The organism is Devosia psychrophila, from assembly GCF_000971275.1.
Lineage (GTDB): Bacteria > Pseudomonadota > Alphaproteobacteria > Rhizobiales > Devosiaceae > Devosia > Devosia psychrophila.
In genome coordinates, this window is the sequence record NZ_LAPV01000153.1 from 95,381 (window position 1) to 121,965 (window position 26,585).

The 26,585-nt window shown below is 60.4% G+C and carries 24 protein-coding genes and 4 pseudogenes; 17 read left to right on the forward strand and 11 right to left on the reverse strand.

Going from position 1 to position 26,585, the window contains the following annotated elements:
* The first annotated feature begins 69 nt into the window (after positions 1-69).
* The 5 genes and pseudogenes from WH91_RS25965 to WH91_RS17545 all read left to right on the forward strand — a co-directional run bounded on the left by WH91_RS25965 (position 70) and on the right by WH91_RS17545 (position 4,271).
* A complete protein-coding gene (locus WH91_RS25965) occupies positions 70-1,068 on the forward strand; it encodes a two-partner secretion domain-containing protein (RefSeq protein ID WP_345840346.1) in 999 nt (332 codons plus the stop codon).
* Positions 1,011-1,739: a hypothetical protein gene (locus WH91_RS17535; RefSeq protein WP_143078133.1), complete on the forward strand. Its 729-nt coding sequence runs from the start codon at positions 1,011-1,013 to the stop codon at positions 1,737-1,739. Before WH91_RS25965 ends, WH91_RS17535 begins: the two co-directional genes overlap by 58 nt.
* 33 nt (positions 1,740-1,772) lie before the next feature.
* A pseudogene (locus WH91_RS26225) lies at positions 1,773-1,829 on the forward strand (GLUG motif-containing protein); the annotation flags it as partial.
* A gap of 42 nt (positions 1,830-1,871) precedes the next feature.
* On the forward strand, positions 1,872-3,404 hold the full coding sequence (locus WH91_RS17540; RefSeq protein ID WP_046172295.1) for a GLUG motif-containing protein: 1,533 nt from the start codon (positions 1,872-1,874) through the stop codon (positions 3,402-3,404).
* A gap of 384 nt (positions 3,405-3,788) precedes the next feature.
* A pseudogene (locus WH91_RS17545) lies at positions 3,789-4,271 on the forward strand (invasion associated locus B family protein).
* 445 nt (positions 4,272-4,716) lie between these two features.
* Here WH91_RS17545 and WH91_RS17550 read toward each other — a convergent pair.
* From WH91_RS17550 to WH91_RS17565, 4 genes are all read right to left on the reverse strand, one after another.
* Complete coding sequence (locus WH91_RS17550) at positions 4,717-5,097, reverse strand: response regulator (RefSeq protein ID WP_046172297.1); 381 nt, start codon at positions 5,095-5,097, stop codon at positions 4,717-4,719.
* A gap of 161 nt (positions 5,098-5,258) precedes the next feature.
* Complete coding sequence (locus tag WH91_RS17555) at positions 5,259-5,921, reverse strand: ferritin-like domain-containing protein (protein WP_052952928.1); 663 nt, start codon at positions 5,919-5,921, stop codon at positions 5,259-5,261.
* A gap of 11 nt (positions 5,922-5,932) precedes the next feature.
* The gene (locus tag WH91_RS17560) at positions 5,933-6,571 is read right to left on the reverse strand and encodes a ferritin-like domain-containing protein (RefSeq protein WP_199533541.1); all 639 of its coding nucleotides are present in this window, start codon (positions 6,569-6,571) and stop codon (positions 5,933-5,935) included.
* Positions 6,572-6,811: 240 nt separating this feature from the next.
* A complete protein-coding gene (locus tag WH91_RS17565) occupies positions 6,812-7,291 on the reverse strand; it encodes a response regulator (RefSeq protein ID WP_158409595.1) in 480 nt (159 codons plus the stop codon).
* A 47-nt stretch (positions 7,292-7,338) separates the two neighbouring features.
* Between WH91_RS17565 and WH91_RS17570 the strand changes: the two genes are divergently transcribed.
* The 4 genes and pseudogenes from WH91_RS17570 to WH91_RS23665 form a co-directional block, all read left to right on the forward strand.
* Positions 7,339-8,241, forward strand: a complete 903-nt coding sequence (locus tag WH91_RS17570; protein WP_199533542.1) for a Crp/Fnr family transcriptional regulator — start codon at positions 7,339-7,341, stop codon at positions 8,239-8,241.
* A gap of 907 nt (positions 8,242-9,148) precedes the next feature.
* The gene (locus WH91_RS17575) at positions 9,149-11,677 is read left to right on the forward strand and encodes a putative bifunctional diguanylate cyclase/phosphodiesterase (protein WP_082102246.1); all 2,529 of its coding nucleotides are present in this window, start codon (positions 9,149-9,151) and stop codon (positions 11,675-11,677) included.
* A 375-nt stretch (positions 11,678-12,052) separates the two neighbouring features.
* A pseudogene (locus tag WH91_RS23660) lies at positions 12,053-13,234 on the forward strand (ISL3 family transposase); the annotation flags it as partial.
* Between the two features lie 97 nt (positions 13,235-13,331).
* A pseudogene (locus WH91_RS23665) lies at positions 13,332-13,511 on the forward strand (dihydrolipoamide dehydrogenase); the annotation flags it as partial.
* 165 nt (positions 13,512-13,676) lie between these two features.
* Here the strand turns inward: WH91_RS23665 and WH91_RS17585 are convergent.
* Positions 13,677-14,285, reverse strand: a complete 609-nt coding sequence (locus WH91_RS17585) for an arylesterase (RefSeq protein WP_046172299.1) — start codon at positions 14,283-14,285, stop codon at positions 13,677-13,679.
* A gap of 83 nt (positions 14,286-14,368) precedes the next feature.
* Between WH91_RS17585 and WH91_RS17590 the strand changes: the two genes are divergently transcribed.
* Both WH91_RS17590 and WH91_RS17595 read left to right on the forward strand, forming a co-directional pair.
* Complete coding sequence (locus WH91_RS17590; protein ID WP_046172300.1) at positions 14,369-15,070, forward strand: ABC transporter ATP-binding protein; 702 nt, start codon at positions 14,369-14,371, stop codon at positions 15,068-15,070.
* On the forward strand, positions 15,067-17,613 hold the full coding sequence (locus WH91_RS17595) for an ABC transporter permease (RefSeq protein ID WP_046172301.1): 2,547 nt from the start codon (positions 15,067-15,069) through the stop codon (positions 17,611-17,613). Before WH91_RS17590 ends, WH91_RS17595 begins: the two co-directional genes overlap by 4 nt.
* Positions 17,614-17,879: 266 nt before the next feature.
* Here WH91_RS17595 and WH91_RS17600 read toward each other — a convergent pair whose 3' ends face one another.
* The 4 genes from WH91_RS17600 to WH91_RS17615 form a co-directional block, all read right to left on the reverse strand.
* Entirely contained in the window at positions 17,880-18,089 is a 210-nt protein-coding gene (locus WH91_RS17600) for a ribbon-helix-helix domain-containing protein (protein ID WP_143078130.1), read from the reverse strand.
* A gap of 184 nt (positions 18,090-18,273) precedes the next feature.
* Positions 18,274-19,338, reverse strand: coding sequence for a sensor histidine kinase (locus tag WH91_RS17605; protein WP_046172335.1), 1,065 nt, complete (start codon positions 19,336-19,338; stop codon positions 18,274-18,276).
* An 8-nt stretch (positions 19,339-19,346) separates the two neighbouring features.
* Positions 19,347-20,783 (reverse strand): DUF7125 family protein, encoded by a 1,437-nt coding sequence (locus WH91_RS17610; protein WP_046172303.1) that lies wholly within the window; start codon positions 20,781-20,783, stop codon positions 19,347-19,349.
* A 738-nt stretch (positions 20,784-21,521) separates the two neighbouring features.
* Entirely contained in the window at positions 21,522-21,857 is a 336-nt protein-coding gene (locus WH91_RS17615) for a transposase (protein ID WP_082102248.1), read from the reverse strand.
* A gap of 98 nt (positions 21,858-21,955) precedes the next feature.
* Between WH91_RS17615 and WH91_RS17620 the strand changes: the two genes are divergently transcribed.
* From WH91_RS17620 to WH91_RS17635, 4 genes are all read left to right on the forward strand, one after another.
* Positions 21,956-22,288, forward strand: a complete 333-nt coding sequence (locus WH91_RS17620) for a sensor histidine kinase (protein ID WP_046172304.1) — start codon at positions 21,956-21,958, stop codon at positions 22,286-22,288.
* Between the two features lie 172 nt (positions 22,289-22,460).
* Complete coding sequence (locus WH91_RS17625; protein WP_046172305.1) at positions 22,461-22,883, forward strand: PepSY domain-containing protein; 423 nt, start codon at positions 22,461-22,463, stop codon at positions 22,881-22,883.
* 101 nt (positions 22,884-22,984) lie between these two features.
* Positions 22,985-23,731: a DedA family protein gene (locus WH91_RS22775; RefSeq protein WP_052952930.1), complete on the forward strand. Its 747-nt coding sequence runs from the start codon at positions 22,985-22,987 to the stop codon at positions 23,729-23,731.
* On the forward strand, positions 23,728-24,267 hold the full coding sequence (locus tag WH91_RS17635; RefSeq protein WP_046172306.1) for a DUF421 domain-containing protein: 540 nt from the start codon (positions 23,728-23,730) through the stop codon (positions 24,265-24,267). The genes WH91_RS22775 and WH91_RS17635 overlap by 4 nt, the downstream gene beginning before the upstream one ends.
* 53 nt (positions 24,268-24,320) lie before the next feature.
* On the opposite strand, the gene WH91_RS17640 is transcribed toward WH91_RS17635, so the two are convergent.
* Together WH91_RS17640 and WH91_RS17645 are read right to left on the reverse strand one after the other, a co-directional pair.
* Entirely contained in the window at positions 24,321-24,614 is a 294-nt protein-coding gene (locus WH91_RS17640) for a hypothetical protein (protein WP_144408385.1), read from the reverse strand.
* Positions 24,615-24,678: 64 nt separating this feature from the next.
* Complete coding sequence (locus WH91_RS17645) at positions 24,679-24,960, reverse strand: hypothetical protein (RefSeq protein ID WP_046172308.1); 282 nt, start codon at positions 24,958-24,960, stop codon at positions 24,679-24,681.
* Positions 24,961-25,177: 217 nt separating this feature from the next.
* Here WH91_RS17645 and WH91_RS17650 point away from each other — a divergent pair, with 217 nt between their 5' ends.
* Positions 25,178-25,924, forward strand: coding sequence for an ABC transporter ATP-binding protein (locus tag WH91_RS17650; protein WP_046172309.1), 747 nt, complete (start codon positions 25,178-25,180; stop codon positions 25,922-25,924).
* Positions 25,924-26,585 (forward strand): ABC transporter permease (locus WH91_RS17655; RefSeq protein WP_046172310.1); only part of this gene is annotated, 662 nt, incomplete at its 3' end. The genes WH91_RS17650 and WH91_RS17655, both read left to right, overlap by 1 nt.

The window sequence follows — 26,585 nt, forward strand, 5'->3', positions numbered from 1 at the left end:
CACCAGCATTGCCCGGTCAGCTCAAATACCAATGGCCAGGTCTATCTCATCAACCCCAATGGCATTGCCATCACCTCGACTGGCACGGTCAATACTGGCGCCTTCGTGGCGTCGACATTGCGCATATCCGACGCGGACTTCATGGCGGGGCAGCGCAGCTTTACCGGCAATGGCGCTTCGGCTCCCGTTACCAATACCGGCACGATTACCATCGAGCGCGGTGGCTATATGGCGCTGATCGGCGGCTCGGTTGCCAATTCTGGCACCATCACCGTGCCCATGGGCGAGGCGGCGGTCGGGTCGGGCGGGCAGGCGACGCTGGACCTCTCCGGCGACGGGTTTCTGCAGGTTGCGCTCCCGACCCAGTGGCACGGCAGCGATGCGCTGGTTTCCAATAGCGGCACCATCTCGGCTGATAGCGGCATGGTTAAACTGACTGCGGCGGCGGCCAGTGACATGGCACGCCAGGCGGTCAATATGTCTGGCACAATCGAGGCGCGGGGCGTGTCCGGCCGCAGCGGCGATATCACGCTGTTCGGTGGCGAGGGCAAGGTTGTCGTCATGGGCCGCGTGGTCGTCAGAAACACCGAGGGCAAGGGCGGATCGGTGACCGTGGCGAGCCGCGAGATCGAACTGGCAACGGCGGTGATCGACGCCTCGGGCACGACCGGCGGCGGCACCATCCGCATTGGCGGCGAGCGCCAGGGCACTGGCACTCTGCTGCATGCCGAAACGCTGACGGTCGATGCCGGCACCAGCATCAACGCCAACGCCACCATCAGCGGCAATGGCGGCGAAGCTGAGGTCTCGGGCAAGGCTTTGCTGGCCTATACCGGCTTCACCGACCTGTCGGCCACCAATGGCGCCTTCGGCACGCTATTGCTCGATCCCTACAATGTGACAATCTCGACAGGGCCGACAGCAACCAGTCGGGCCTCACGGCCAGCGGCGATGACAGCGTCATCAATGCCGCGACGTTCCAAAACGCGCTGTCCGGCGCCAATGTCATCGTGTCCACCGGCAGTAGCGGCGCACAGGCGGGCAATATCACCGTGGCCGCGCCGCTAAGCTGGACGGCCGGCACCACGCTGACGCTGAACGCGGCCAACGACATCACCGTCAATGCGCCCATCAGTTTTGGCGGCGCGGCGGGCGCTGGGCTCAGCCTCAATGCCACCCATGCGCTGGCGATCAATTCAGCCATCACCATCAGAGGCATCGGCGCCCTGGCCTATGACGCGAGCTCGGCCGACAACCTGTCGTTTGGCCTGACGGGCAGCGGCTGTACGGCCGGCATCGCCTATCTGTCGTCCACCGGCAGCGCCTTGACCGCCGACGCTGGCGGCACGCTGAGCGTGAACGGCAGTGCCTACACCCTGGTCTACACGATGGCCCAACTCGATGGCATCGACGGGGTGGCGGCGAGCACGACAGCCGTCTCTCAATACGGCCTATCGGGCAAATATGCGCTGGCCGGCAATATCGATGCCACCGGCACGACCTATACGGGGGCCTTGATCGGCTACGGGAGCACCATATTTTCCGGCGCACTGGAGCGGCTCGGCCACACTATCAGTTCAAAGACCATCGAAGCGCCAGGTACGGACAACATCGGCCTTGTCGGGAAATCCTCCGGCACGCTGCGCGATATCGGCCTTGTCGGCGGCGGCGTGACAGGCCAATTATACACCGGCGCGCTCCTCGGATACAACCAGAGTGGCACGATCGCGCAAGCTTAGGCCTCAGGCGGCGTCTCCAGTACAAACAATAACGTCGGCGGGCTCGTCGGAGCCAGCTTCAATGGAACGATCACGCAATCCTATGCCACGGGCATCGTCGCAGGCACCAACAGCGTTGGCGGGCTCGTCGGATTGAACCGCAACGCTGCGATCACGCAGTCCTACGCTACCGGCGGCGTAATAGGGAAGGATAAGGTCGGCGGACTCGTCGGATACACCGACGTCCACGGTACGATCATGCAGGCCTACGCCACGGGCAGCGTCTCGGGTATAAACAGCAACGTTGGCGGGCTCGTTGGAAACAACTTCCTAGGCACGATGACGCAGGCCTACGCTACGGGCAGCGTTTCCGGCCTAGACAACGCCGGCGGGCTTGTCGGGTACAACGCGGGCACGATTACGCAGTCCTACGTCACGGGCGGCGTCTCGACGCAAAACTCTGTCGGCGGGCTCGTTGGATACGATGGCGGGAGCGCGGTCACGGATAGCTACTGGGACATCGAGACCAGCGGGCAATCGTCGGGTGTGGGCGGAACCGGCCTGACCACGGCGGAGGCGCGTCAGGCCTCTTCCTACGCTGGCTGGGATTTCACCAATGTCTGGTTTCAGTCGGGCGACATGCGGCTGATCCTGCGCTCGGAAGCCGCCACCCCGGTCAACGGCGTCACCACCATCACCAACCTGCATCAGCTCGCGCTGGTCGGCGCCAACCTGTCGGGCAGCTATGTGCTCGGCGCGAACATCGACGCCTCGGCAAGCGCCGGCGCCGATGCCGCCGGCATCCGGAGCGCGAAGGGATTCGTGCCGATCGGGCCAGCCTATGCCACCGGCGCGATCAGCGGAGGAAACATTGTTGGTGGTCTCATCGGCCAGAACTATGGAGCGGCCAATCAGGCATATGCCAGCGGGTCCGTCAGCGGCGGGGGGGCAGTCGGGGGCGTCATCGGCCAAAACTACGAAGCGGTCGATCAGGCATATGCAACGGGGGCGGTCAGCGCGTCTGGAAGCCAGGGTGGCCTCATCGGCGACAACTACGTTACCGTTACATCGAGCTACTTGGATACGCAGACGAGCGGGCTGGTGAACGGCGTCGGCAGCGGGTCGTCTTCCGGCGCGACCGGCCTGACCACGGCGCGAATGCGGAACCCCTTTACCTTCATTGATACCGGCTGGAATTTCGCCAATATCTGGGCCACGCCGAAGGCGGGCGGCGCGCCGCTGCTGCGCAGCCTGGTCATCGATCCGAGCTACGACTATTACATCCGCCTGTCGGGCAATATGTCCGCCACCTATGGCGACACGATCGGCACGTCCGGCATCGCGCGCGCCGGCGTCGGAGTTGGCAATGTCAGTGTCGGCTGGGGCAGCGCGATTTCTGCCACGACCAATGTCGGCAACTACGCCTATGGGGACAGCAACGTGCTGGCGCTGACCTATTCCGCCGGCGTGGCAGGCGATTATTACCTCGATTTTGGCGCGGATGCGCTGTCCGTCGCCCAGCGGGCCATCACCGTGACGGCGGATGCCCAGTCCAAAACTTATGGCAACGCCAATGCGGCGCTGACCAACACGGTAGGCGGCAGTGGCCTCGTCAACAACGACACCTTGAGCGGCTCGCTTTCGACCATGGGGGCCAGTTCTCCAATGTCGGCGTCTATGGGATAGGTTTAGGCTCATTGCCAATGCCAACTATGCCATCAGCTACATCCGTGCGGACCTAACTGTCATCCGGCGCGACATTGCGGTGACGGCAAATGATCTGGCCCGCTAATGTCGGCTGAACATTCGGCAAGGCGCGTTCTGCCGCCCTGCCACCCAGCGCCGGCCAGGTTTGGGCCAGCTCTGGTGAAAGCGGCACCGAGAGCCGCGAGAACGCCGTAGTCTGTCTCGACGGCGGCGGCTGCGTTGCCGTCCCGTGACGTACATCAAATTAAAGCCCACCGCCGAGGCAGCATTGCCGCAATGTGGCTCGACCGCTGACCTGAAGGACTTTGAAATACGCATCGAACGTCGCCCGCTCTGGAATTCCTTGGCCTCGTCCTGCTGTCGATGACGGGTGCAGGTGCCGCTGTGGCGGCTCCCCTGCCAGGCGGCGCCAGTTCACTGGTCGAGACCTACAATGACTGGAGTGTTGTCTGCCAGGCCGCAGGAGACGTCACCGCCTGCGTGGTCCGGCAGGTGCAAAGCAATAGCCAGACCAACCAACACCTCCTGACCATCGAGATTGCCAGGGATGGGACCGACAAGCTCACCGGCGTCTTGCTGCTGCCGCTTGGCCTGTCGCTGGCGCAGGGCGCTCAGCTCAAGATCGGCGAAACGACAATCGGCGGCATGCGCGTGTTCTCCACCTGCATCCAGCAGGGTTGCCTCGCGCCGTTCGACATCACCGATGAGACCCTTGCCGAACTCCGGGCCGGCAAGACTCTCGACGTCACCGTGTCGGCAGCCAACCCAGTCTAGCCCCTCGCTTTCAACATTTCCCTGCAGGGCCTATCCAATGCCCTCGACCGCTTGGCTGACCGGACGAAATAGCGACGCCCATCGTCCGGCGGACTTCTGTCGGCCGGCCGCAATGATGTTCTTGTGTCTTTATTGGGTATGGCAGAGAGAATGGCATGCTCTCACCAAGTTCTAAAACTCCCGGAAATTCCGGGGTTCGAACTGAGCTCTAGGGCATTTGTGTACACGTCGCGCGACCATGCCCAACAGGGCGGTATCCCTTGGGTAGGGCACTTCGCACTCCGAGCGATCGACCGATCGACCGATCGACCGATCGTCCAGACAATGACCCGGGGTCACCTGGCCCGTCCTCTTCATCACCTCCGCGACTGCCGGCAGCACGGTGGGAGGAGGACTGTCCTCGCAGCCGAGTTATTCGAAGAGCAGACATCAGTTGTATGGCTGTTCGGAGCCCTAAGCAGCCAGGCCATTTTTCGTTCCGCTCAGTGAAGAATATCTGCACAGAACGTCGATACCTCTACTCGAGTGGAGAAGCGTCCCGTCCCGTGAGCGTGCGGATAAGATCAGCCACGACGCCTGGGGAATACGGTTTACCGACGAAAAGACCATCAGGCGGGAGGTCCGACGGTTTGACGTCGCGATGTCCCGAGGTCACGATGATATCGATCGGGGGCCATGCAGACTTGACCATGGCTGCCAGTTCAAGCCCATCGACATCGCCAGGCATATCTACGTCCGTGAACAGGCATTCGAACCGCGTTCCGGACTTAAATATGTCGATGGCCTCGCGAGCGTTGGCGGCCTCCATGACGTCCAGGCCAAAATCGGTGAGGTCTGCAACCGTGGCCATTCGCAGCAGCGCCTCGTCTTCGACGACCAATACTGTGATCTTTGCCATAAAGCACTCCAACAATGCATAGCCCTAACGCCAAGACCAGCGTAACGATCCTTGCAATCTCGAGCACCCAGCGGAGTCCAAGCGCTTCCTCATGAAAAACGCCGCCCCGGAACCAGGGCGGCGTCAAGTCAGGAGGTCAACTCTCGCTTTTTTAGTCGGCTCTAGGCGAGGAAGGGCCCGGCTGCGTCTAACACTTCTTGCTTGGTCATTGGCTCGTCGAATGCGCCATCCCAAGGCTTCTTGCCACCGATCTTACGGACAATGGCCGCATGCCGGGCTTCGACCGAGTGGATCTGCAGCGCGGCAGTCAGGATGTCGTCGTTGGGGGCCAATACACCGGCCTGGCCCTTATATGCGGCCACGCCCAGATCCTCGAAAGTCTGGCTCAGGGTCAGATACGTGTCGAAATTGGTGAGCGCGTCAGCATACTTGCCGCCAGCGGTGAGGTCGAGTTCGGGGCGCTCGATGGCGGCACTGCCCAAAGCGGTGGTCAGGAACGACACGTGAGCGGCTTCGTGCTTGCCGATCTGGTTGAAGATCCCGACATATTCCTCGGGGATCAGGCCGGGAGCATCAAGACCGGAACGGTAAAACGCGTCCTCAATGTGCTCAAGGGTCAGTGCGAACACCAGGACGTCGACGATGTCCTGCGGCAGTTCCTGCCCGAAGGCGTTCTGGGCCGTCATGGCCAGCAAGATTGGGGCAGACGCCATCAGGCCGAGCTTGGCAGCAGAACCGCGGAAGAACTCCCGGCGATTGGACACAAGGATGTCCTTGATCTCGGGGTCGAGGGCGGCGATCAGATTGTTGGTTTGGATGGTCATGATGTTGCTCCTCAAACCAGCGACATTGCGGTGACTTCGGTGGTGATGAATGGATCCGCCGCCTTGAGGACCGTAGCCGGGTCGTTCACGACGTCGAGGCCGTTCTCATCGACGATATCATCGCCGGCGAAGGACACGCTGTTGGGATTAAGCAGGTCGCGGATGGCAGCGGCGTGGCGGGCCTCCACCGAGACGATGCGACCGGCTTCGGCGAGGTAGGCAACGTCTTCGATCAGCTTGCCGGCGCCGTTGTAGGCAGAAACGCCAAGGTCTTCGAACACCATTGCGGTACCCAACACGCTGGCACGATCGGTGAAGTCGACTGCAGAGAAGTCGACCTCAAGCGCCGGGATGGCACCATCGGCAAGCGCACCCTTCAGGAAGTCACGGTGCTCGACTTCATGATCGCGGATGTCGGTGAGGAGTGCGGTTTCCTCGTCGGTGATCCCCTCGTAAGGGGTCTCGATCACCTGGGTGTAGAAGGCCGCCTCGAGCTGTTCGAGTGCGTAGGCATAGTTCAGAATACCGACATCACCTTCACCGAGATCGGCGGCCATGGCGGCGGTTATCCCGAAATTGGGAAGGAGACTACCTGCGACCATGACGGTGGCGGTGACTCCAGACCATTTTAGAAGGCGACGGCGAGACATCGAATTTTGCATTTTGTGTTCCGAAGCGCTGTTGAATCTACAGCCCGTAAACGCCACGAACCGCCAATAGCCCAATCAAATCCTCCCAATGATGAACAAATATTGTTGATGGAACCATATTGTTAATCGGGATTAGCACCAAACAACAGTGGTCTCTCGAAGCATTTTTTCGCTCCCAATCAAAATTGGTAGCTAACATTTATTATCAATAACGGGGGGTCTATTCGACCTAGACTGATGCTAGCGTCGCTCTGGCAGCCGCGGAGGGCGGTGTGCGACCAATATTTCAAGAGCTGCCCTTGCGGCACGCGCGAGATCGTCCGCAGCAGCCGGTTTGCTCACCCAGGCTCCATGCGCAAAGGGGGTGCATGCATACTTGCCGGGTTGATCCCCGGAGTGGACCAAGAACCGGATGTTACCCTCAACCAAGCGCAGGACAACATCGGTACACGGGCCGTCTCGCAACTCGATGTCGACGATGACCACATCGGGCAAGTACTGATCCAGCCAACCATGCGCTGCTTCGCACGACATAAGGTTGATAACCTCAAAGCCTGCGCCCTCCAATGTCATCTCGACGTCCATTGCGATCAGAGGTTCGTCTTCGAGCAACAGGGCGACTGGACGCCGAAACCCTTGTACCGGGCCGGCAACAGAAGCCAACACGGGGTACGGGTCGACAGTTTTGATCTGGAGACTGATCTCAATGTGCTCTGTCATGGTCAGCACTCTACCGGACAGATCACGACGCGTGTGCAACATGGATCATGTACAGGAAAATTGCTTGTGCAGCGCCTGCTTACTTTTCAGTCGAAACGTCCGGACTCAAGCTGGCGCTGATGGATTGCAGCATTTGGATCGACTTCTGCAAGTATTTTAGCTCAAATCAATATTCGACAATAACTTTGAACAATGTCAATGTGAACTGCGCCATGACAGGGTGTTTCATGACAAACCGCTTCGTCGACAAGCTGAATGGCTTCAGTAAACTGAGATCTGAAGAGGTCGCAGCATTGTTTGCGGCGACTGCGCAAGCCAAGGAAATTCCAATAAAAACAGACCTGATCCGGGAGGGAGACCAGCCGGGTCCGGTGCTCGTCATGCTCAAGGGTTGGGCGTGCCGCTACAAGATTTTGCCCAATGGTACCCGTCAGGTGCTGGCCTATCTGATGCCCGGAGATTGCTGCGATCTCCATATCGGTCTGCTTGCAGAAATGGACCATAGCATCCAGGTCATTACTCCAGCCCTCGTCGCCACAATCGGGCGTCTGGAGATGGACGAGATTATGGACCAACATCGCGGTATCGCGAAGGCTATGTATCTGGCACAGCTCATCGACGAAGGCATAATGCGGGCTTGGATTACCAGCATGGGACGCCGCAGCAGTGTGGAGCGCGTTGCCCACCTGATGTGCGAGCTTTATCTACGCGCACGCAATATCGGGCTAATAGACGGGGACGAACTTGAACTCCCGCTGTCACAGTTGCTGCTGGCAGACTCGCTAGGGATGACGCCCGTTCACCTGAACAGGGTGCTTAAGGTGTTGCGCGAGAGCCAAGCCATGATAATTTCCCGCGGCACCTTAAACATCAAGGATCCTCGCAAGCTCGTTAAGATCGCGGGGTTCGACGAGAACTACCTGCACAGGCGGCTGCGCGTAACTGTTTAGTGTAGCTGGGATGAGGGCGGCCAATGCCGCTTGATGGCATGAACACTATCTTCAAGCGCTGCGGGTTTCCCGACCAATCTCACTGACTGAACTGGAGCCTACGTAAAGTGATTTATGCCCCAGAGTAAACAGTGATGGGCGGCATAGTTCTGTCTAGGGTGCCGGTGCGTCACAGCCGATACATCAAAGTTTTCTGAAATTCAGGATACTGAATGCATTTCGATGACGACGCTCATCCCCTATGGAAATTAAAGAATTTACGCCGGTCACTGAATGCGGCAGGTGTTGCCCTCCGGGCTTTCCATTTCTCGTGGAAATCGAGGATCTCCACGACCATGTAGATGAGGTTCTTAAAACCGAGCCCGTTGGTAGCTGTCGGGAAGGCGAGTTGCGTACTCGCCGTCGCCGAGCACGTAGTGGCTTTCGCGTCTCCAGATGTCCCTGCACCAGATAAGCAAGAAAACCAACGTGATTTCTGGACGAAGACGTCAGCGCTCTATGCACCGGTCCAATCAATGATGCTAGCTGACGCCCGAGCGTTTATCTATGGCGAAAGCCTGCAATGTTTAGCCCCCCGCTGGATCGCTTTCTGCCAGCTCAATTATCGATGCGAATGCAGCACGAATATATCCTTCGTGCTGGCTTTAGGATGCGAAAGCCAAGTGATTTTTAGCAGTTGCGCCGGCTTTATGTCTGGGCGGACGCGACGCTCGAGTGTTTGATGCCATTGTAAATTTCTTGCATTTTAAGCCTTGTCGCTTTGGCCACCGACCATCGTAAGCCCCACCCAACATGTCAATTTTACGACAGCGCCGGCAACGCCAAAGCAACACTCTTCAGTTAGCTAATACCCAATTCGATCAATCGCTTGCATGCAAGCGGTCAGTCTCATTGGATAGGAACAGCGATGCCAGGCTCCAGTTTGCCGCAAGTGCCTGCGGAGAAGGTGTCAGAACTTGTCGAAGAGACGCCATTGCAGAAGGCTTTCGCGACCTTTTTAGAAGAGCAGGCGACCCTCGACCTAAAGGTCTTGCAGCGGCATTGGCAGGCAGCGCCACGGCGACACGGTGCGCTGCCGCTATATGAGGATGCCGTTTTGGGTCGAACCGGGCGAGCAGCCGCTAATACTGCACTTGTTAGACCGCTCTCGGGTGGACGCTATGAAATCGCCCTCTCGGGTGCGACGTTCAATGATTGGGTTGATATCGAAGCTGCTGGACGGGATATATCGACGCTCCCACCCGATTGCGCCCATGCCCTTCTCGATGCAATTGAGGAGGCGATGCGGGCGCGACACCCAATTCACATGCGGGCTTTTTCCGTCCGCAATGGCGTCGTGAAACCCTACGATCTTGTGGTATTTCCGCTTGCCAACCGCTGGGGTGGGTTGTTGCTGCTTGCTTATGTGCGGGCGCGTGAGGAACAGTTCGGCATGGTTGATGCCATTTTTGCCTCCACCACCGGCGGGCTGCTGGCGCTTTCGCCCACAAAGAACCAAGACGGCTTGACGGATGACTTCCGTGTCATCGCGGTCAACCAAGGCGGGGCGGACCTTGTTCTGCGCGAGATCGCCGAACTGCAGTGGCAATTGCTTTCAGACCTGTTCCCTCAGTTGAGAGGCACAGGCGCGCTCGATAAGCTGGTGGCGGTCCACAATAGTGGGCAGGCTGCCGAGTTCGATTTTGTTTATCCGGGCGAAACTGGCGTCCGACATTTCTCAATGCGGGCAGCAGCCATGAACGGCCTGGTTTCCGCGAGTTTGTTCGACATCACTGAAATCCGAAACCGCGAAGAGTCATTCAAGCTCTTGTTCCAGGATAGCCCACTGCCGATGGTGGTTTATGATCCGCAGACTTTGGGCATGCGCGATGTCAATCTGGCCGCCATTGCCCATTATGGTTATGATCGCGAACGGTTTTTGAACCTGATGCTTCATGATTTATTGCCCGAGGACGACAGGTCGTCTGTCCGCACGGTATTTGCCTCGGGGCCTTTGGAGGCCGGTACTGACGAAGTGTGGCGACAGATCAAAGCAGACGGCTCCCTCATTGAGGCCAGGGTTTTTTCCCGCCAGGTAGACTTTCACGGTCTGCCGGCCCGCCTTGCGGTTATCGTCGATGTCACCGAGCAGCGCAAAATCGAGGCGCGTGTCAGCTTCATGGCGCATCACGACGCTCTGACCGGATTGCCCAACCGGGTGCTTTTTCTCGACGAATTGCGCCGAGCCCTGAGCCGTGTCCACCGTCAGGGCCAGCCCGCCGCAATTCTGTGCATCGACCTCGACTGTTTCAAAGACGTCAACGACACTTTTGGGCATCCGGTCGGTGACGTGTTGCTGCAACAGGTAAGTGACCGTTTGCGCGCCGCGTTGCGAGACAACGATCTGGTAGCGCGACTTGGTGGCGACGAATTTTCTGTTATTCAGCGCGACCTGGCCGATGCTGGCGAAGCGGGCCAATTGGCAGAACGCCTCATCGACGTGTTGTCGAAACCCTATGACCTCAAAGGTCAGCAAGTTGTCATCGGCGCCTCGGTGGGGATAGCACTCGCCCCCACTGACGGGGAGAGCGCCGACGACTTGCTAAAGAATGCGGACATGGCGCTGTATCGTGCCAAAGACGAAGGACGTGGCGTGTTTCGCTACTTCCAGTCCGAGATGGACGCCCGAATGAAGGCGCGACGGCAGCTTGAAATGGAACTGCGTGCCGCACTGATCATGGGAGAGTTTGAACTCTATTATCAGCCATTCGTTTCGACGGAAACCAACGCGGTGACCGGTTTTGAAGCCCTTTTGCGCTGGAAGCATCCACAACGCGGCATGGTCTCACCTCTAGAATTTATCCCCTTGGCTGAGGAAATTGGCCTCATCACGCCGATTGGCGAATGGGTCTTGCGCAAGGCCTGCGCCGAAGCCGCAACATGGCCGATTCATATGCGCGTCGCGGTTAATCTCTCGGCCGTGCAGTTTCGTGGTCACAAACTCACCCCAGTCGTTGCCTCCGCCCTCGCTTCGGCCGGTTTGCGACCCGACCGGCTTGAGCTTGAAATTACGGAATCGGTTCTGCTGCGCGATAGCCAGGCAAATATCACCACCCTGCATCAGTTGCGGGAACTGGGCGTGCGCATCTCGATGGACGACTTTGGTACCGGATACTCATCGCTGTCATATTTGCGGTCTTTCCCATTCGACAAGATCAAGATTGATCAGTCTTTTGTTCGAGATATGGCGGCCAATAGCGGCGACGCAGCCATCGTCCGCGCCGTGACCGGTCTTGGAGCAAGCCTGGGCATTTCCACAACGGCGGAGGGCGTCGAAACCTTGGCGCAGCTTGAGCAGCTACGGGCCGAAGGCTGCACGGAGGTCCAGGGTTACTTCTTGGGTCGACCTATGCCGTCGTCAGACATTCCAGCCTTACTCGCCGCGAGAACGGATTGAAGCTCAAGTCAAAATGCGGACAATGGCCAATAGCCGTGATTGACAGGCAGTCGAACTTCTCGTGGGCAATGGTGTGCTGGCAGCGCACTTCAGATACCAAAGCAGACAGGCTGAAATATGCTTTGCCCTTGGCCTTCTTTGGCGCCGTCAGAAATTGAGGTGGGTAGCCACAGTCCGTTTTTCTGCAGAGGGTCTCATCCACAGAAACGCCCAATCTAGCTGGCAGCATATTGACGGAACGCTCATTGCCGTTTCGCTGTCATACGTCGGCTAGCGCCTAACCAAGCAGCGCGATCGCCCACATCACGAAGGCGATATCGGCCGCTCCGGCCACCACGCGATCCTCAGCTGGATCGAGCCGCCGCTCGGCCCTTCAGCTTCGCCGAGCGTTTGATGGTGCCGGTCAGCAACGACACCTTGCTTCGCGTGGTCCGACGGCGCGCTGCAACGCCCGTGGAAACGCTCGGCGTGATCGGTATCGACGACTTCGCCTGGCGGCGCAATCATCGTTACGGGACGATTGTGTGCGACCTGGAGCGCCGCCGGACGGTTATACTGCTTCCTGACCGAGAGTCGGCAACCTCGGAAGCTTGGCTACGACATCATCCGTCGATCAGCATCGTCGCCCGTGATCGCGGCGGTGGATATGGTGAAGCCGTCAGAAAGGCGTTGCCCCAGGCAACCCAGGCCGCAGATCGGTGGCATCTCGTGGAGAACGCAAGCCGCGCCTTCCTCGACGCCGTGCGTAAATCCATGCGCCAGATCCGCTCCGTGATCGGCACCGCCGTCGTCAATCCTGATCTCCTCAGCGCCGCCGAGCGCCTCCAATATGAGGGATATCTATATCGGGAAGAGGCGAACACTGCGGTCCTGACGCTTTGGAAGGAGGGGATGCCGATCAAGCAAATCGTGAAGCGCACCGGTCACGCTCGCCAAACCGTTCGCCGGATCGTTCGCGGCGAACGAAATGACGTCTTCCGGCCTCGCCAAAGCTCGTTGGAGGCTGAGCTTCCCTGGCTCGACGCCCATTGGGATGCCGGCAAGCGGAATGCCTCAGCTCTATGGCGCGCCATGAGAGAGCGAGGTTACCGCGGCAGCTTGAGGGTCGTATCCGAATGGGCGACACGCCGTCGTCGTGCCGAAAAGACTGACGCGAGCAGCTTGGCGCGTGTCCCCTCCGCACGCACGATCGCGCGACTGATGACGATTGGACGCGACCACCTCACCAAATAGGAAACCGCCACAATCGCTGCCGTCGAACAGGGCGTTCCATCTCTCGTTGATGCGCGTGAAATCATCGCCGACTTCCACGCCATGATCCGCAAGAAGGACGTGAAGAAGTTGATGTCGCGGCTTGAGCGCGCTTCTCAAAGCCTCGTGGCTTCTTTCGGGAACGGCGTCACAAAAGACCAAGAGGCGGTCCGGGCCACGATCTTATCGCCGTGGTCCAACGGGCAGACCGAAGGCCAGATCACAAAGCTCAAACTGGTGAAACGCCAAATGTACGGGCGTGGAAAGATTGACCTGCTGCAAGCACGATTGATCGGCGCAGCGTGACCTCTCAAACAGCAGCGAATATGCGTCAGAGCCCCTGTTGCACGCCGATAGGGGGCCCTTATCCGGCGCCGATTGACAGGGCTGAGAGGCCGAGGCACGAAAGACGCATGGTGAGGTCGTCGTGATTGTCGAACACATGGACGAGAACGACCGGGCGCAGGCCGAGCGCCGCACCGAAGGCTTTATCAAGCTGATCCTGGCGAGTGGCGGAAAGGTGCTCGGCGCCACCATCGTAGCGCCTCACGCGGGCGAAATGATCAGTCTCAGGGCTTGGTGATTTCGGGCAAGGTGAAGCTTTCAGCCGTCGCCTCCATGATTGCGCCCTACCCAACCCTGGCCAAGATATCCAAGCGCGCTGCGAGCGCCTATTTCAAGCCCAGGCTGTTTAGGCGCCTGCCAAGAGCTTGGGTTGGACTGGTGCAGAAGGTCCTGCCGTGAAACGTCAGGGTTCTACCCGTTGAACCAACTCTTTCACCAGTGGCATGATGTTGGCCACGATCACCGCGACCCCAGCCGCATTAGGGTGGCGCAGGTCCGACTGGTTGAGCTCGCGATCCAGCGCAACTCCATTGAGGAAGAAGGGGTAGAGCAGCGCGCCGTGCCTTTTAGCCAACTCGGGATAGATGGCGTCGAATTCAGACACATAGTCGCTGCCCAGCCCGCGATTGGCCATCATACCCAAAACCAGAACCGGCACCTCGAGCGTATCGAACCGCGCCATCATCGCTTCGAGGTTCGCGCGCACCTCGACCGGTGGGAAACCCTGCAACATATCGTTGGCACCGAGCCCGAGAATGACAACGTCGGGCCTGACGCCCAGCGTCCAGTCCAGCCGCGCCAGTCCGTCGGCCGTGGTATCGCCAGAGACGCTGGCATTCACTAGCTTGGCTTCAGGCCCCAAGTCATCCATCGCTGCCTGCAACTGGCCCATGAAGCTTTCATCGGCGGACAATCCCAAGCCTGCAAGCAGGGAGTCGCCATAAAGAAGGATGGTGGGCTCTTCGGCCATCGCCGGCTGCTCCAATACCAAAATCGTGCCGACCAGGGCCATTGCGCAGATCGCGCGCTGCGACCATCTTGTCTTAACCAATTCTACCACCGCAATCGTCCTGACCAAATCCTGGCCCCGCTCCCATGACCGACACCATCGCCCGCATATGGGACATGAACCTGCACCTTAAGTCGGGGGGCAGCGCGCTTCATATCCTGAAATCAATCACGTTTGCGATAAATCCGGGCGAGGTGATTTCCGTGGTTGGGCCATCTGGTAGCGGCAAGACCAGCCTGCTGATGGTGCTTGGCGGGCTCGAAAAAGCCAGTGGCGGGATCGTCTCTATCGGCGGCACAGACCTTGCGGGTCTGAACGAGGACCAGCTTGCCGATATGCGCCGGCAGAACATCGGTATCCTGTTCCAGAACTTTCACCTCATTCCCTCGATGACCGCGCTCGAAAATGTCGCATTGGCGCTCGAAATTGCCTTCGATGACCTACCAGTGGCCGAGATCAGGGCGCGCGCAAAATTGGCGCTTGCCGAGGTAGGGCTGGCCGGGCGCGAAACCCACCGGCCTAGTGCCCTTTCTGGGGGCGAGCAACAGCGGGTGGGTCTGGCCCGCGCCATCGTGACCCGCCCTAAGCTCCTGTTGGCTGACGAGCCCACGGGCAATCTCGACCAGGAAACAGCAGCGTTGGCCATCGATCTTCTGTTCAGCCTGGCGCAGCGCACCGAAATGGCCGTGCTGCTAATTACCCACGACAATGGTCTCGCCATGCGGGCACATCGCCGCATGCGCATGGACCGTGGGGAATTGCGCGAACTGGAAGCGGCCGTATTATGAGACGCCTGCAAGGCTGGTTGCGCGTCGCACTGATCGACCTGCGCGGCAGCGCCAGACGGTTCGTCATCCTGATGGCCTGCCTCGCCTTGGGTGTGGCCGCTATCGGCACCGTCAGTGCCGTGCGCAGCAGCGTCGAGGCCGCCATCGAACGCGATGCCAGGCTCATCCTAGGGGGCGACCTGGAACTACGATCCCAGCGCAACGATGTCGAGAACCGAGTTGTCGAGGCGCTGGACGCGCTGGGGCGTGTCAGCCGCGAAACCGAGCTAAATGCCCAGGCTGCGGCTAACGGCAAGAGCGCGTTCCTTTCGCTTCGGGCCGTGACCGACGCCTACCCCCTGGTGGGGCAGCTCAGCCTGGCTGGCGAGGCGCAAGGGGAGGACATGGCTGACCTGCTTGCGGATCGGAGCGGCCGCTTCGGATTACTGCTCTCTCGACAGGCGGCACTGCGCCTTGACGTGCAGGTCGGCGAGACCGTCCGCATTGGCGCCCTCGATGTCGAATTGCGCGGTATTATTGAGACGCTACCCGATCAGGCGACTGCGGGTTTCCAGCTTGGGGCCCCCGCCCTGATTTCGAGCGCGGCGCTCGCACCGGCCGGACTACGCGAGGAAGGCGTGCTCAGCCAGTTCCGTTACAAGGTCCTCTTGGACGACAGCGATTTCGAGACCGCACGCGTTGCGCTGGAAGAGGCATTCCCGGATGGAGACTGGCAAATCCGCTCGCCCCGCCAGGCGACGGCGACTATTGCGCGGTTCATCGGCGTGTTTGGCAATTTCATGCTGCTGGTCGCCCTTTCATCCTTGATGGTTGGTGGCTTGGGCGCGGCCAATGCCGTGGCCGCCTATGTAGGCGAGCGGCAGGTGGCTATTGCAACCATGCGTTCGCTCGGCGCAAAGGGCAGCCGAGTGCTGTTCCACTTCCTGGTTCAGATCGCCGTCCTATCGCTTGTCGCCGTTGGCATTGGCCTGGTGATCGTCGCGGTGGCGACACTGGCGTTGCTCCCCTTGCTGTCGGACCTGATCGGTCTCTACTTGCCGCCCGCACCGGACCTTAGATCTATGCTGGTCGCAAGTGCGATCGGTTTGGTCACGGCCCTTATTTTTTCCTGGGTGCCCTTGCTGCAGGCGCGCAGCGTCCGGCCGGCTCTGCTGTTCCGCGCCGGATCGAGCAACGCGATGGAAGGCCTCGCCTGGCGGGCCATGCTCGCACCCGCCTTCGTCGTGCCGCTCCTTGTCGGGTTCGCTGGACTGTTCGGCCTCACCCTGCTCATCGCCAACGATCTTTGGCTGGTGGCCATCTACTTTGCCGGGACTCTGGCTGCCTTTGCTTTATTGCGCCTCGCCGCCGCCTTGTTGCGGCGCCTTCTGATCAAAATGCCGGCCCCACGCCAGCGTCTGTTGCGTCAGGCGGTCTCGGCAATCATTAGGCCTGGCGCACCAACCACCACCGTCCTGGTCTCGATGGGCATGGGCCTGTCCCTGCTTTTGCTCATCGTCACCACCCAATCCAACATAAATGACCAGATTGCCACCGAGGTTAGCGCCGAGGCGCCCGATTTCGTGCTGCTGGACATGAATCGCGACGAGTTGGCGGCTCTTGTTACCTTCGTCGCCGAGACGCCGTCGGTCGAGACGCTGACGACCATTCCGATGCTGCGGGGCATCATCACCGAACTGAACGGAGCGCCAGCACCATCGAGCGAAGACGTGCCTCGCGACGTCGCCGACATATTCCGGGGCGACACGGCCATGACCTGGTCGTCAGAGGTTCCGCCTGGCACTGTGATCGACGAGGGCGCCTGGTGGCCGGCGGATTATACGGGCCACCCACAGGTCTCTCTCAGCATCGAAATGAGGGACGCGCTGGACCTTAAACTGGGCGACACCATCACCCTCTCCATCGCCGGGCGGCCACTGACCATGACCATTGCCAGCTTCCGCACCATCGACTGGCGCAGCCCCGATTTCAATTTCCGCATCATCGTCTCGCCCGGCCTGATAGAGGGCGCGCCGCAATCCTTTTTCGGCACCATCAAGGCGTCGCCCGGCGAGGCATCGGCCATAGAAGCGGATCTGATCGCAGCCCTGCCGCAATTGACCTTCGTGCCTGTGGGGGACGCACTGGCTCGCGTACGTTCCGTGTTCGACGGGCTGATCAGCGCCATCGCCCTTGTCTGTGGAACGGCCGTTATCGCCGGCGTGCTCGTCCTGGCCGGCGCCCTTAGTGTCGGTCGTCAGCAACGCGAGGCCGATGCGGTTGTCATGAAGGTGCTGGGGGCCAGGCGCGCCTTCGTGATCCTGGCGTTTCTGATTGAATATGCCCTCTTGGGCGCCATCGCGGGGCTCCTGGCAGGACTAATCGCCCTCGCCGGCGCCTGGGCAGCCTCCACCTACCTGCTTGAGATCGGCTTTGCCGTGCAGCCGCTGCAACTGGTTCTGCTGGCTGTCGGGATCATCATCGTCACGACCGCGACGGGGGCCGCTACGACCTGGTCCGCCATGTCCGCAAGGCCCGCGGATCGGTTGCGCGAAGACGGTTAGTTCTCGCTCTGTATGCAAACTTATCTTGATCGCGATAGCCTGCATTCCACGGCACCAATAGACTAGACATTTGGCGTCCGCTGAAAGCCCGCTTCCATACCGCATATTATGCGAACTCGCTGCGCATCGACTTGGGCCGGTTGGATGATGATCCGCAGTCTTCGCGGCCCCCCGGACGGTGGCGCTTTCCAAAGTTGGCGCCGATTTGTGGCGCGCGTTGGAGCGTTATGATCGTCGCGACAGTGATCTCGCTTTACAGACCGCGTCTAGTCGACCGCGTCGCTGCCGGCGGTGTCCTGCCCCATCACTCCGGACGGACTGCCAAGTCCCCGCTCGTGGGTGGGCTGACCGAGTATTAAATCCACGCAGTGCCGGACGGCATCCTGACGGCTGACATAGCCGGGTTGGTGCGCGATCCAAGCGTCGGTGCGCGCGATCATCTCAGAAGTCATGCGTACGGTAATGCGCTCTTTCAAAGCCAGTCATCCCAGTTGCGCAACTGCATTCTAGCTACACCCGCACACAAGACCAGTTTGAGGCGAAAACGCCAACGGTGGCAGAATAGGAGGGCGCAAAACACCAGGCCAGTTAGTGCGCTGCACTTCGAGAGGAATAATACTTTGCGCCGCCGGACCAAGCCGGGCAGTCTTGGGACCCCCCTTACAATACAGCAGCAGAAGCGCCCTCAAGGAACGCGCTTGAAGCGCTCAACATGGGGCCACTGATTGTAAATCGAAGCCCTTGGACCTCATATGAAATTTCCGGGGGCCGCCCGAACAAGGTCGTTAGCGCGGAGCGAATGTATCTTGTGCCATAGCCGCTCCTCTCGGGTGGGGACACAGGGGGACCCCCGCTTTCGATCCAATTGATCGTAAAGATCGGGTCGGGATTGTCGCTGATGCCCCAAGTCAGCGAAACCGTCCCCTTGTCACCAGAAAGTGCACCATATTTGATGGCGTTGGTCGTCAACTCATGCAGGCACAAGGCCAGGGTGGTCCCCGCCTCGCGCGTGACCATCAGGTCGGGTCCCTCCACCCAGATTCGGCTATCCCCGTCCATACGATAGGGCGACACCGTAAGGTCGATGACATTTGTCAGCGAGACCGCTTCGCCCCCGGCCTGAAACACCGCTGAGTGAACATTGGACAACGCGCCCAGCCGACCCTCGAAATCCTCAGCCAATTCCTCGACAGATTGCGCCCCACGCCGGGTCATCTGGAAGATCGACCCGACGGTGGCGAGGATGTTCTTGACCCGGTGATTGAGCTCGAGACGAAACTCGGTCTCCTTGTCGATATGATCGCGAACCTCGCGCTGACGGCGCCGGACTGCGAGTGCGGACTGGATCCCGGTGACCAGCTCAAGCGCTGCGACAGGACGTTGATAATAGATTTGGCGCGCTCCAGGCCACGCCTTGTCCAGCAAGGAGCGGACGCGATGATAGGCGACGGATCGGTCGAGCAAGATCACGACGGGCAGTTCTGACCAGTTGGGTTGGACCAGCAGGTGCAGCGAAATGGCCTCGATCACGTCCGGGGTCAGCGCCTCATGGGTTGCAACGATCACGCCCGGCGAGTCAGGCAGCAAGTCGGCGAATTCCCGTGCGTCCGCGCTCCGTTGCACGGGCATGCCGTGTTCGACGAGCAATGCCTCCATATAGGCACCGTCTCGTCGGTACGGGGCGAGGACCAGGACCCAATCCAGATCATTTGCCGGCGCCTGCAAAGGTGTGATCACGTTTCGGGCAGCGGGTTATACGAAACAACGGAGATTCCAGAGCTCTGGATCATGAGTTCCCGCACATCAAGATCGTGCGGTCCATGGCGCTTCTTGACAACCGCAATGTTGCGCCGCAGCCGCCCCTCGTGTTCGGCGATCCGCAGCAGAAGCACCGTATCCCCCAGAAAGCTCACATCGACATCAATGCCGACATTCTGACCCAGCAAGCCATGTTGAGCTACGATCAGCATGGTCAACACACCCGAGCGCGCCAGATATTTCAAGAGAGACTGGATATCCCGCACGGCTTTTTCACGGTGAGGCAAGGAATTGAGATAGCCAGTGAAGCTATCGATCACCACGACCCGAATCTTTTCCCGGGTGACTACTTCCTGAACGATCTGGGCAAATTCGCCCGGCGAAATCTCGTTGGGGTTGAAGTCGCTGATGACGAGCTGGCCATCCTCGTGGAACTGGCGCAGGTCCATGCCAAGCCCTTCGGAGCGACGGAAGAACGTTTCCAGGCGCTCCTCGAACAAAAACAGGGCTACGCTTTCGCCCCGCTTAAGCGCCGCCGTTGCATAAAGGGAGGCCATGGTAGACTTGCCCGTTCCGGACTGGCCGATGACCAAGGTCACGGTTCCGGCCTCCTGGCCACCACCGAACATCTCGTCGAGCTCGGCCACACCGGATTTGATCAAATGTGGCTTCATATCTTCCTTTGCCGCGCCCGGAATGATCCGTGGAAAGACTACAACGCCTTGCCCCTCACGAATGGCCATGTCGTGATAGCCATCGGCGATTGGCACGCCGCGCATCTTGCTGACTTCGACACGCCGGCGGACGGCCCCGTACTCCTCCAGCGACTTGTCAAATCGGATAACGCCGTGGGCTATGCCCTCGACTTCTTCGCCATTCCTCTCGCCGCCTGAGGTCTGGGTATCGAGCAACAGCGCAACGACGTTGCGCTGCGCCAGAAAGCGCTTGAAGCCGAGCAGCTCTCGGCGAAACTTCGGACTGTCGCCGGTGATCAGCCGGATTTCGAGCAGGGAGTCGTAAACCAGCCGCTTGGGCTTATGCTCCTCGATCGCGTTTTCGATCGCCTTTCGCGTTTCATCGAGGCGCAATTCTCCGGTCTGAAAAATGGTTTGGTCCGCAGCGCCGTTGATGGCATCGGAAGCCGACAATTCCTCAACGCGGATACCGTCCAGGGTCCAACCATGAGACGCCGCGATGGCCTCGAGTTCAGCCGCCGTTTGAGAAAGGCTGATGTAGATACCGCTCTCGCCTATTTCGACGCCGGCCTTCAAGAACTGCAGTGCCGCAGTCGTCTTGCCAGACCCAGGCGCGCCCTGCAGCATATAGAGATTGGAAGTGGGCAGACCGCCCCTGAGGATTTGGTCCAAGCCGGCGACACCGGTACTTGCGACCGTTTGCTTGCGCTTGGCCATATATCCTCTACCTTCCGAAAAGTGAGTACGTCTTAACTGATACCAGCTTTCTGGCCGCTGAGGCCAGATACCGACGCCTATCGGGCATACTTGTTAACGGCGCGCTTACCAGCATCGCCCCCCGATCCATTGGTTCGCGTGTTGGAGGTCATGACCCTAGGCATCGCTCAGACTCTGCTAAGCTTGTCGGCGCTGTACAGCATTCCGCGGAAGGCTCTTCACATGTCCTCTCTTGATCAATTTCTCGCGGCTTCACCGGATGCGATGATTGGTGGTGCAAGCTCGTGCTCACCCTGTTCGAGGTACGTCGCAAGCAGCGATAATTGATTGTGCGGACGTATTCAGAGGGCCCTCTTTCACCGAAGTGCAAGCGTTATGACGCGACGGAAGCAGCTGTTGCATAGTCCGTTCAAGGCATAGGCCACTTCTCAGGAATCTTTTCGGGGGGGTCAACCGACTATATACCCGGCGTTGCCGCGAAGCTGCCGATCTGCTCAGGGGCGGGCGATGTCCATAATGGGGTGGAGGCTATGTTAGAACTCGGCGCAGCTGCTGGGTCCGGTTGTTTTGCCGTGACGGGCGTTGGTTCGGTTCACTCCGTTATCGCTTTGAGGGTGGAGGCAACGCCGGCAACGGCGATGGCGCGCTTGATGTTGTAGGCCAGGATCGCCAGGCTGGCTTCGGTGGCGACGTTTTTCAGGCCCCGCGTTCGGAAGTGGGTGGCGCCCCTCCATCCTTTTATGTGCCGAAAACGTGCTCGACGGTACATCGGCGGGTCGCCATCGCTTCGGGCATCGCATTGAGCCTACGCTCCATGGCATCGAGCACCGCTTCATGCTCCGAGCGGCGGATGCGCTTCTCTTTGCCCGCCGTGCACCGGCCGCGCGATGGGCAGGCACCGCAGGCTTTCTGGTTGTAGTAGACGTCGATGAGCTTGCGGGCCTCAACCGTGGCGTGGCGCTTCTGGAGTTGTTCGCCGACAGGGCAGCGATAGGTATCGGTGTCAGGCTGATAGACGAACGCAGGTTTGCCCCAGAAACCACGGTCTTGGACGGGAGAGGTGTTTGTTCCCATCGATCTTGGGCCCTTTGTCGACCTTGTCGTTCGCGACTTCACGGTGCCGCGCGACGGTGCGGCCCGGGGTGAGCCTAAAGGTTTTGGATGACGCGGATATGGTATGGCCGATCGATCCGGACGCCTTCGCGATCGCGCTCAGGAACTTGATCCAGAACGGCCTGAGCCATGGGGAAAAGGATCCCACCGTCGAGGTCATCGCCGGACCGGGGGCCGTCATGCGCGTGTTCAGTCGCGGCTCCGTCGTCCCGGCGGAGTTGCTGGCAAAGCTGAGTCAGCGCTACGCGCGGGGCGATACGGCATGCCGGGGAACGGGTCTGGGTCTTGCGATCGTCGATGCCATCATGGAACAGGTTGGCGGGCACCTGTCGCTGCACTCGCCGGCGAGTGGACGAAGCGACGGCTTCGAGGCGCAACTGAGTTTGCCCTGATGCGCTCCGGCCAAGGGGTCAGGGAACTCTGTTCATACTGCGTCCGGATTTTGGCGGAGTGGTTACAAGCTTTGCGAAACCGTAAGTTTACGGACAGGAGTCGGCAACGCGACGCTCCTAGGTTGGGCTTCGAAAGGGAAGCGCAGTTGCTCCCTTCATATGGAGAAGCCAAATGAATAAGCGCATCGCACTTGTTGCAACCTTGCTCGCGGGCATCGTGGGCGTTAGTTCCATCGGGCCGGCAATGGCCGAGAACCACACCCCTGCCAACAAGGCCGAAGTCCAGGCGATGGCCGACGTCAAGCTGACGGTGGCCGAGGCCTCGGCCGCTGCCGAAGCGCAGTTCGGCGGCAAGGTCGTCGAAGTCTCCCTCGACGTCGTCAACGGCATGCCCGTCTACGACGTGAGCCTTGTCGGTACCGACGGTGCCGAGATCGAGGCGACGGTCGATGCTGTGACCGGCGCCGTTGCGGCGGCACCGGCCGAGCAGGCTGACGACGAAGCCGCTGGCGAGGCCGAGGACGGCAACCAGGGCGGAGAGAATGGTGAGGCCAACGAAGGCGCTGACGGTGCCGAAGGGAACGAAGCCCAGTAGTCCGCGCGCCACAACAAACCCGGGGACCTCCGCGTCGTTTAGCCATGGGCATATAGCCAGTGTTGGCCTACTCCTTCCTACCGCCGAACCCGTGAGATCCCGTGCAAGCCACGTTTCAGTCCATCGTCGTTTTCCTCGAGCAAAATCCGACGCTCGCCATCCTTGTCACCTTTCTTGCCGCAGCTTCGGAATCTCTGGTGGTCGTGGGCGCGTTCATTCCCGGAACAGCGTTTATCCTGGCTCTTGGCGCGGCAGCGGGCCTCGGGTACCTGCCGATCTGGCCCCTGTTGCTTGCCGCGACGGCCGGCGCCGTGCTGGGCGACGGGCTCTCGTATTGGATCGGGCATTCGCAACGCGGCAGGATCTCGACAATCTGGCCGTTCTCCGCGCGCCCGGAAGTCCTTGCGGTGGGCGAGGCCTTCTTCGCCAATTACGGCTGGACGGGGATCGCCGTCGCGCGCTTCCTTCCTGGGATCAGGGCCATCGTGCCGGTCGTCGCCGGGACCAGCGGGATGAAGCCGCTGCCGTTCTATGCCGCCAACATCGGATCGGCCCTGGTATGGGCACCCGCACATCTGCTGCCCGCTGCGTTCGCCGGATTCGGTCTAAGCTCGCTCAACCGACTTGACCCCCGCACGGAGATAGAACTGGTCCTCGGCCTCGTCGTGTTGGCTCTTGGGGTAGGGGGAGTGCACCGGGCACGGGGAAGGATACTCAGGTCTGTGGCTGTGCTCTACCGACGACGCAGAGGTCTCCCTCCCGGCGAGGGTAAAGGGTGCGACGGCGTGGCGGAAAATGCCATTATCAATCCTCAGGCGGTTTCCGGACAAGTGCGAGACCGGAAATGAGTTGGTTCGACACTGTCCAGGTGCAGCTTTGGCAGGCGGTGGGCAGCCCGGCGACGATCGTCTTCACGGCGTTGCGGGTTGCCGTCGTCTTCGTGGTCGTCCTCGGCCTGCTGCGGGTTTCCGGCAAACGGGTGCTCGGGCAGTTCACGCCCTTCGACCTCGTCGCGCTCCTGCTGATTTCCAATGTCGTGCAGAACGCCATGATCGGCCCGGACACCAGCGTCGTCGGCGGCTTGTTGGGTGCAGCGGTTATCCTCATGCTGAACCGACTGGTGTCCAATGACGACCGGTTGAGGCACTTCCTGGAAGGCAGCCCGACGCTGCTGGTCGAAAATGGCCGCTTGCTGGAGGAGAACCTGCGCAAGGAGAGGATCAGCGCGGCCGAGATGCAGTCGGCTTTGCGAGAGCACGGCGTCGCCGCGATCGGGGACGTGGCATCGGCCGTGCTCGAGACCGACGGCACCATATCTGTGTGCCAGATGGGGCATTCTTCGATAAAGCGGCTGCGGACGGTCCGGTCGAGTAGGAACCGCTAAGCCGAACGTTAGGTGCCGCCCCCCAGTAGGGAGCGACGCCGGCGATCGCCCAACTACTTCTGGAAGGGTGTCGCCAGATCGGCGCACGCCAATACCTTGTCCACGACAATGGCTTTACGCGTCGTGACGTCCTCGGTGCATTGGGCGATGGCTTGGCCCTTGATCAGGTAGTAGCGGTACTGCACTCGGTCGAACGGGGAAAGGTGCAGCACGACGGGTTGCGATAGCGCGTAGCCTTCGGCAACGTAAGCGGACAAGGTCTTGCTCGAGGGTTGCCACTGATCCTCGTAGGCAAAGGCCACGGTTGCCAGCGACGAGGCAATGACCGCTAATCCAACCAACTTCATTATTCCATGCATTCCGTTTCTCCGTTTCGTGGCTCGCTGTGCCCACTCTCGCAACTACTTCAGGCTATCCCACCCTATCCTGCAATGTAGGTATCGAAATCGCAGTCTGGTGCCTTGCACGTTCTTCAGCACTGGCTTCTCTGATCATGCGCTCGACGTCCACCAGGTCCGATAACGCGAGGACCAGATTGGGCCCGGCCACCGGGAATCGGGCCGCGAACGTCGCTTCCACATAGTTCTGCTTCGGAAGCACGGCCGGGGCGGGATTTGCCGAAGAACCTGCAATCGAGAACAGGGTGATGGCGGTGGCGGCGAGGGCCCCGCCGACGAGGCTGGTTCGTTTCATGGTTTTCGTCCGGTAAGGTTCGTGTTTCGACACCCTCCTTTTGATCGGCGCCAATACGGCCTCATGTCCCCGGGCTTACCGATCGGTAAGGTGGGGCGAAGCCGGCTACCTTACGGATCGGTAAGACCCGCGACAGGTGGGGGAAAGTTACTTCTGACAAATTCCTGGACGAACCCGCAGAGCCGGTTCGCCAAGCAACCGATCGTCAGGAGCCGAAATGAACACCGTCGTCGTGGAAACCAGACAGCTGACCAAGCGGTACGGCGAGCGTGCCGCGGTCAAGGACCTGACGCTTACCGTCGAGCGCGGGGAGGTTTTCGGCTTTCTTGGCCACAACGGCGCCGGGAAGACGACCACCATCCATATGCTGACCACGTTGCTCAAGCCCACGTCGGGAACTGCGCTGGTCTGCGGCAAGTCTGTCATGGACCAGAGCCTCGAGGCTCGTCGGCATATCGGATACGTGCCCGAGAACGTCCGGTTGTACGATACGATGACCGCCAGGGCCAACCTGCTTTTCTTCGCCCGGCTTTCGGGCGTGGAGAACCCCGACCGACGCATCGACGAGACACTCGACTTCCTCGAATGCCGGGATTTGGCTCCACGCCTCGTGGGCTCCTTTTCCAAGGGTCTCCGCCAGCGCATCGGTCTCGCCCAGGCAATCCTGCACCGTCCCGACGTGCTGTTCCTCGACGAGCCGACCTCGGGCCTCGACCCGATGGGGATCAAGACACTGCGTGACCTGATCATCCGCCTCAACCGCGAGTTCGGCACCACCATCTTCATGAACACGCACCTGCTCAGCGAGATCTCCCGAACCTGCACCAGCATCGGCGTGCTCAACCAGGGCGAGCTCGTGTTCCGCGACACGATCGAGAAGGTCACTGAGCGGTACGGCAGCGAAGGCTCCCTCGAAGAGCTCTACCTGTCGGTCACGCCGCTACAGGTCAAGGGGGCGGCTTGATGGCTACCACCATGGCAAACGCGCCCATCCGGCTGCTGACGGCGCATTCGCTCGCGACCATCGCCCGTGAACGTACCGTGGCGCTGCTGGCGCTGCTCTTCCTCGTACTCGTGGTGGTCGCGGCATATCTGGGTTGGTCCGCAACCTCCACCGTAAATGCGATCTACCTTCGCTCCGCCGAATACATGGCTGCCCAGGGCCAGCCGATCCCGACCAACCCGGTCCTCGACACCTCGCCATTGGCTTTGTTGCGAAACATGGCCACCTACGTGTCCCTGATCGGGGCGCTTGCCGCGATCGTCGTGGGGCACCAGCTGGTCGCCGGCGACCGGAAGGCGGGGACCATGCCCCTCTTGGGAACCCGCCCGCTGCGGTCCCTCGATCTCGCGGTGGCCAAGGCGCTCGCGCTGGTTGTCGCCATAGCCGCCCTCGTGCTCTTCGCCGCGGCCATCAACACCGCGACATTTCTGGTGCTCCCGAAGTTCCAGCTGGACGCCAGCGGATGGGCTAGGCTCGCGGGTTTCTACGGGACTTCCGCGCTCTACCTGCTTGTTTTCGGCTTTCTCGGCATGTGGTTCGGGGCTTCCGCGAGATCGGAGACCGTGGGTCTGCTTATCCCGGTGACAGTTTGGCTCACCCTCACTTTCGTGCTGCCGCAGAT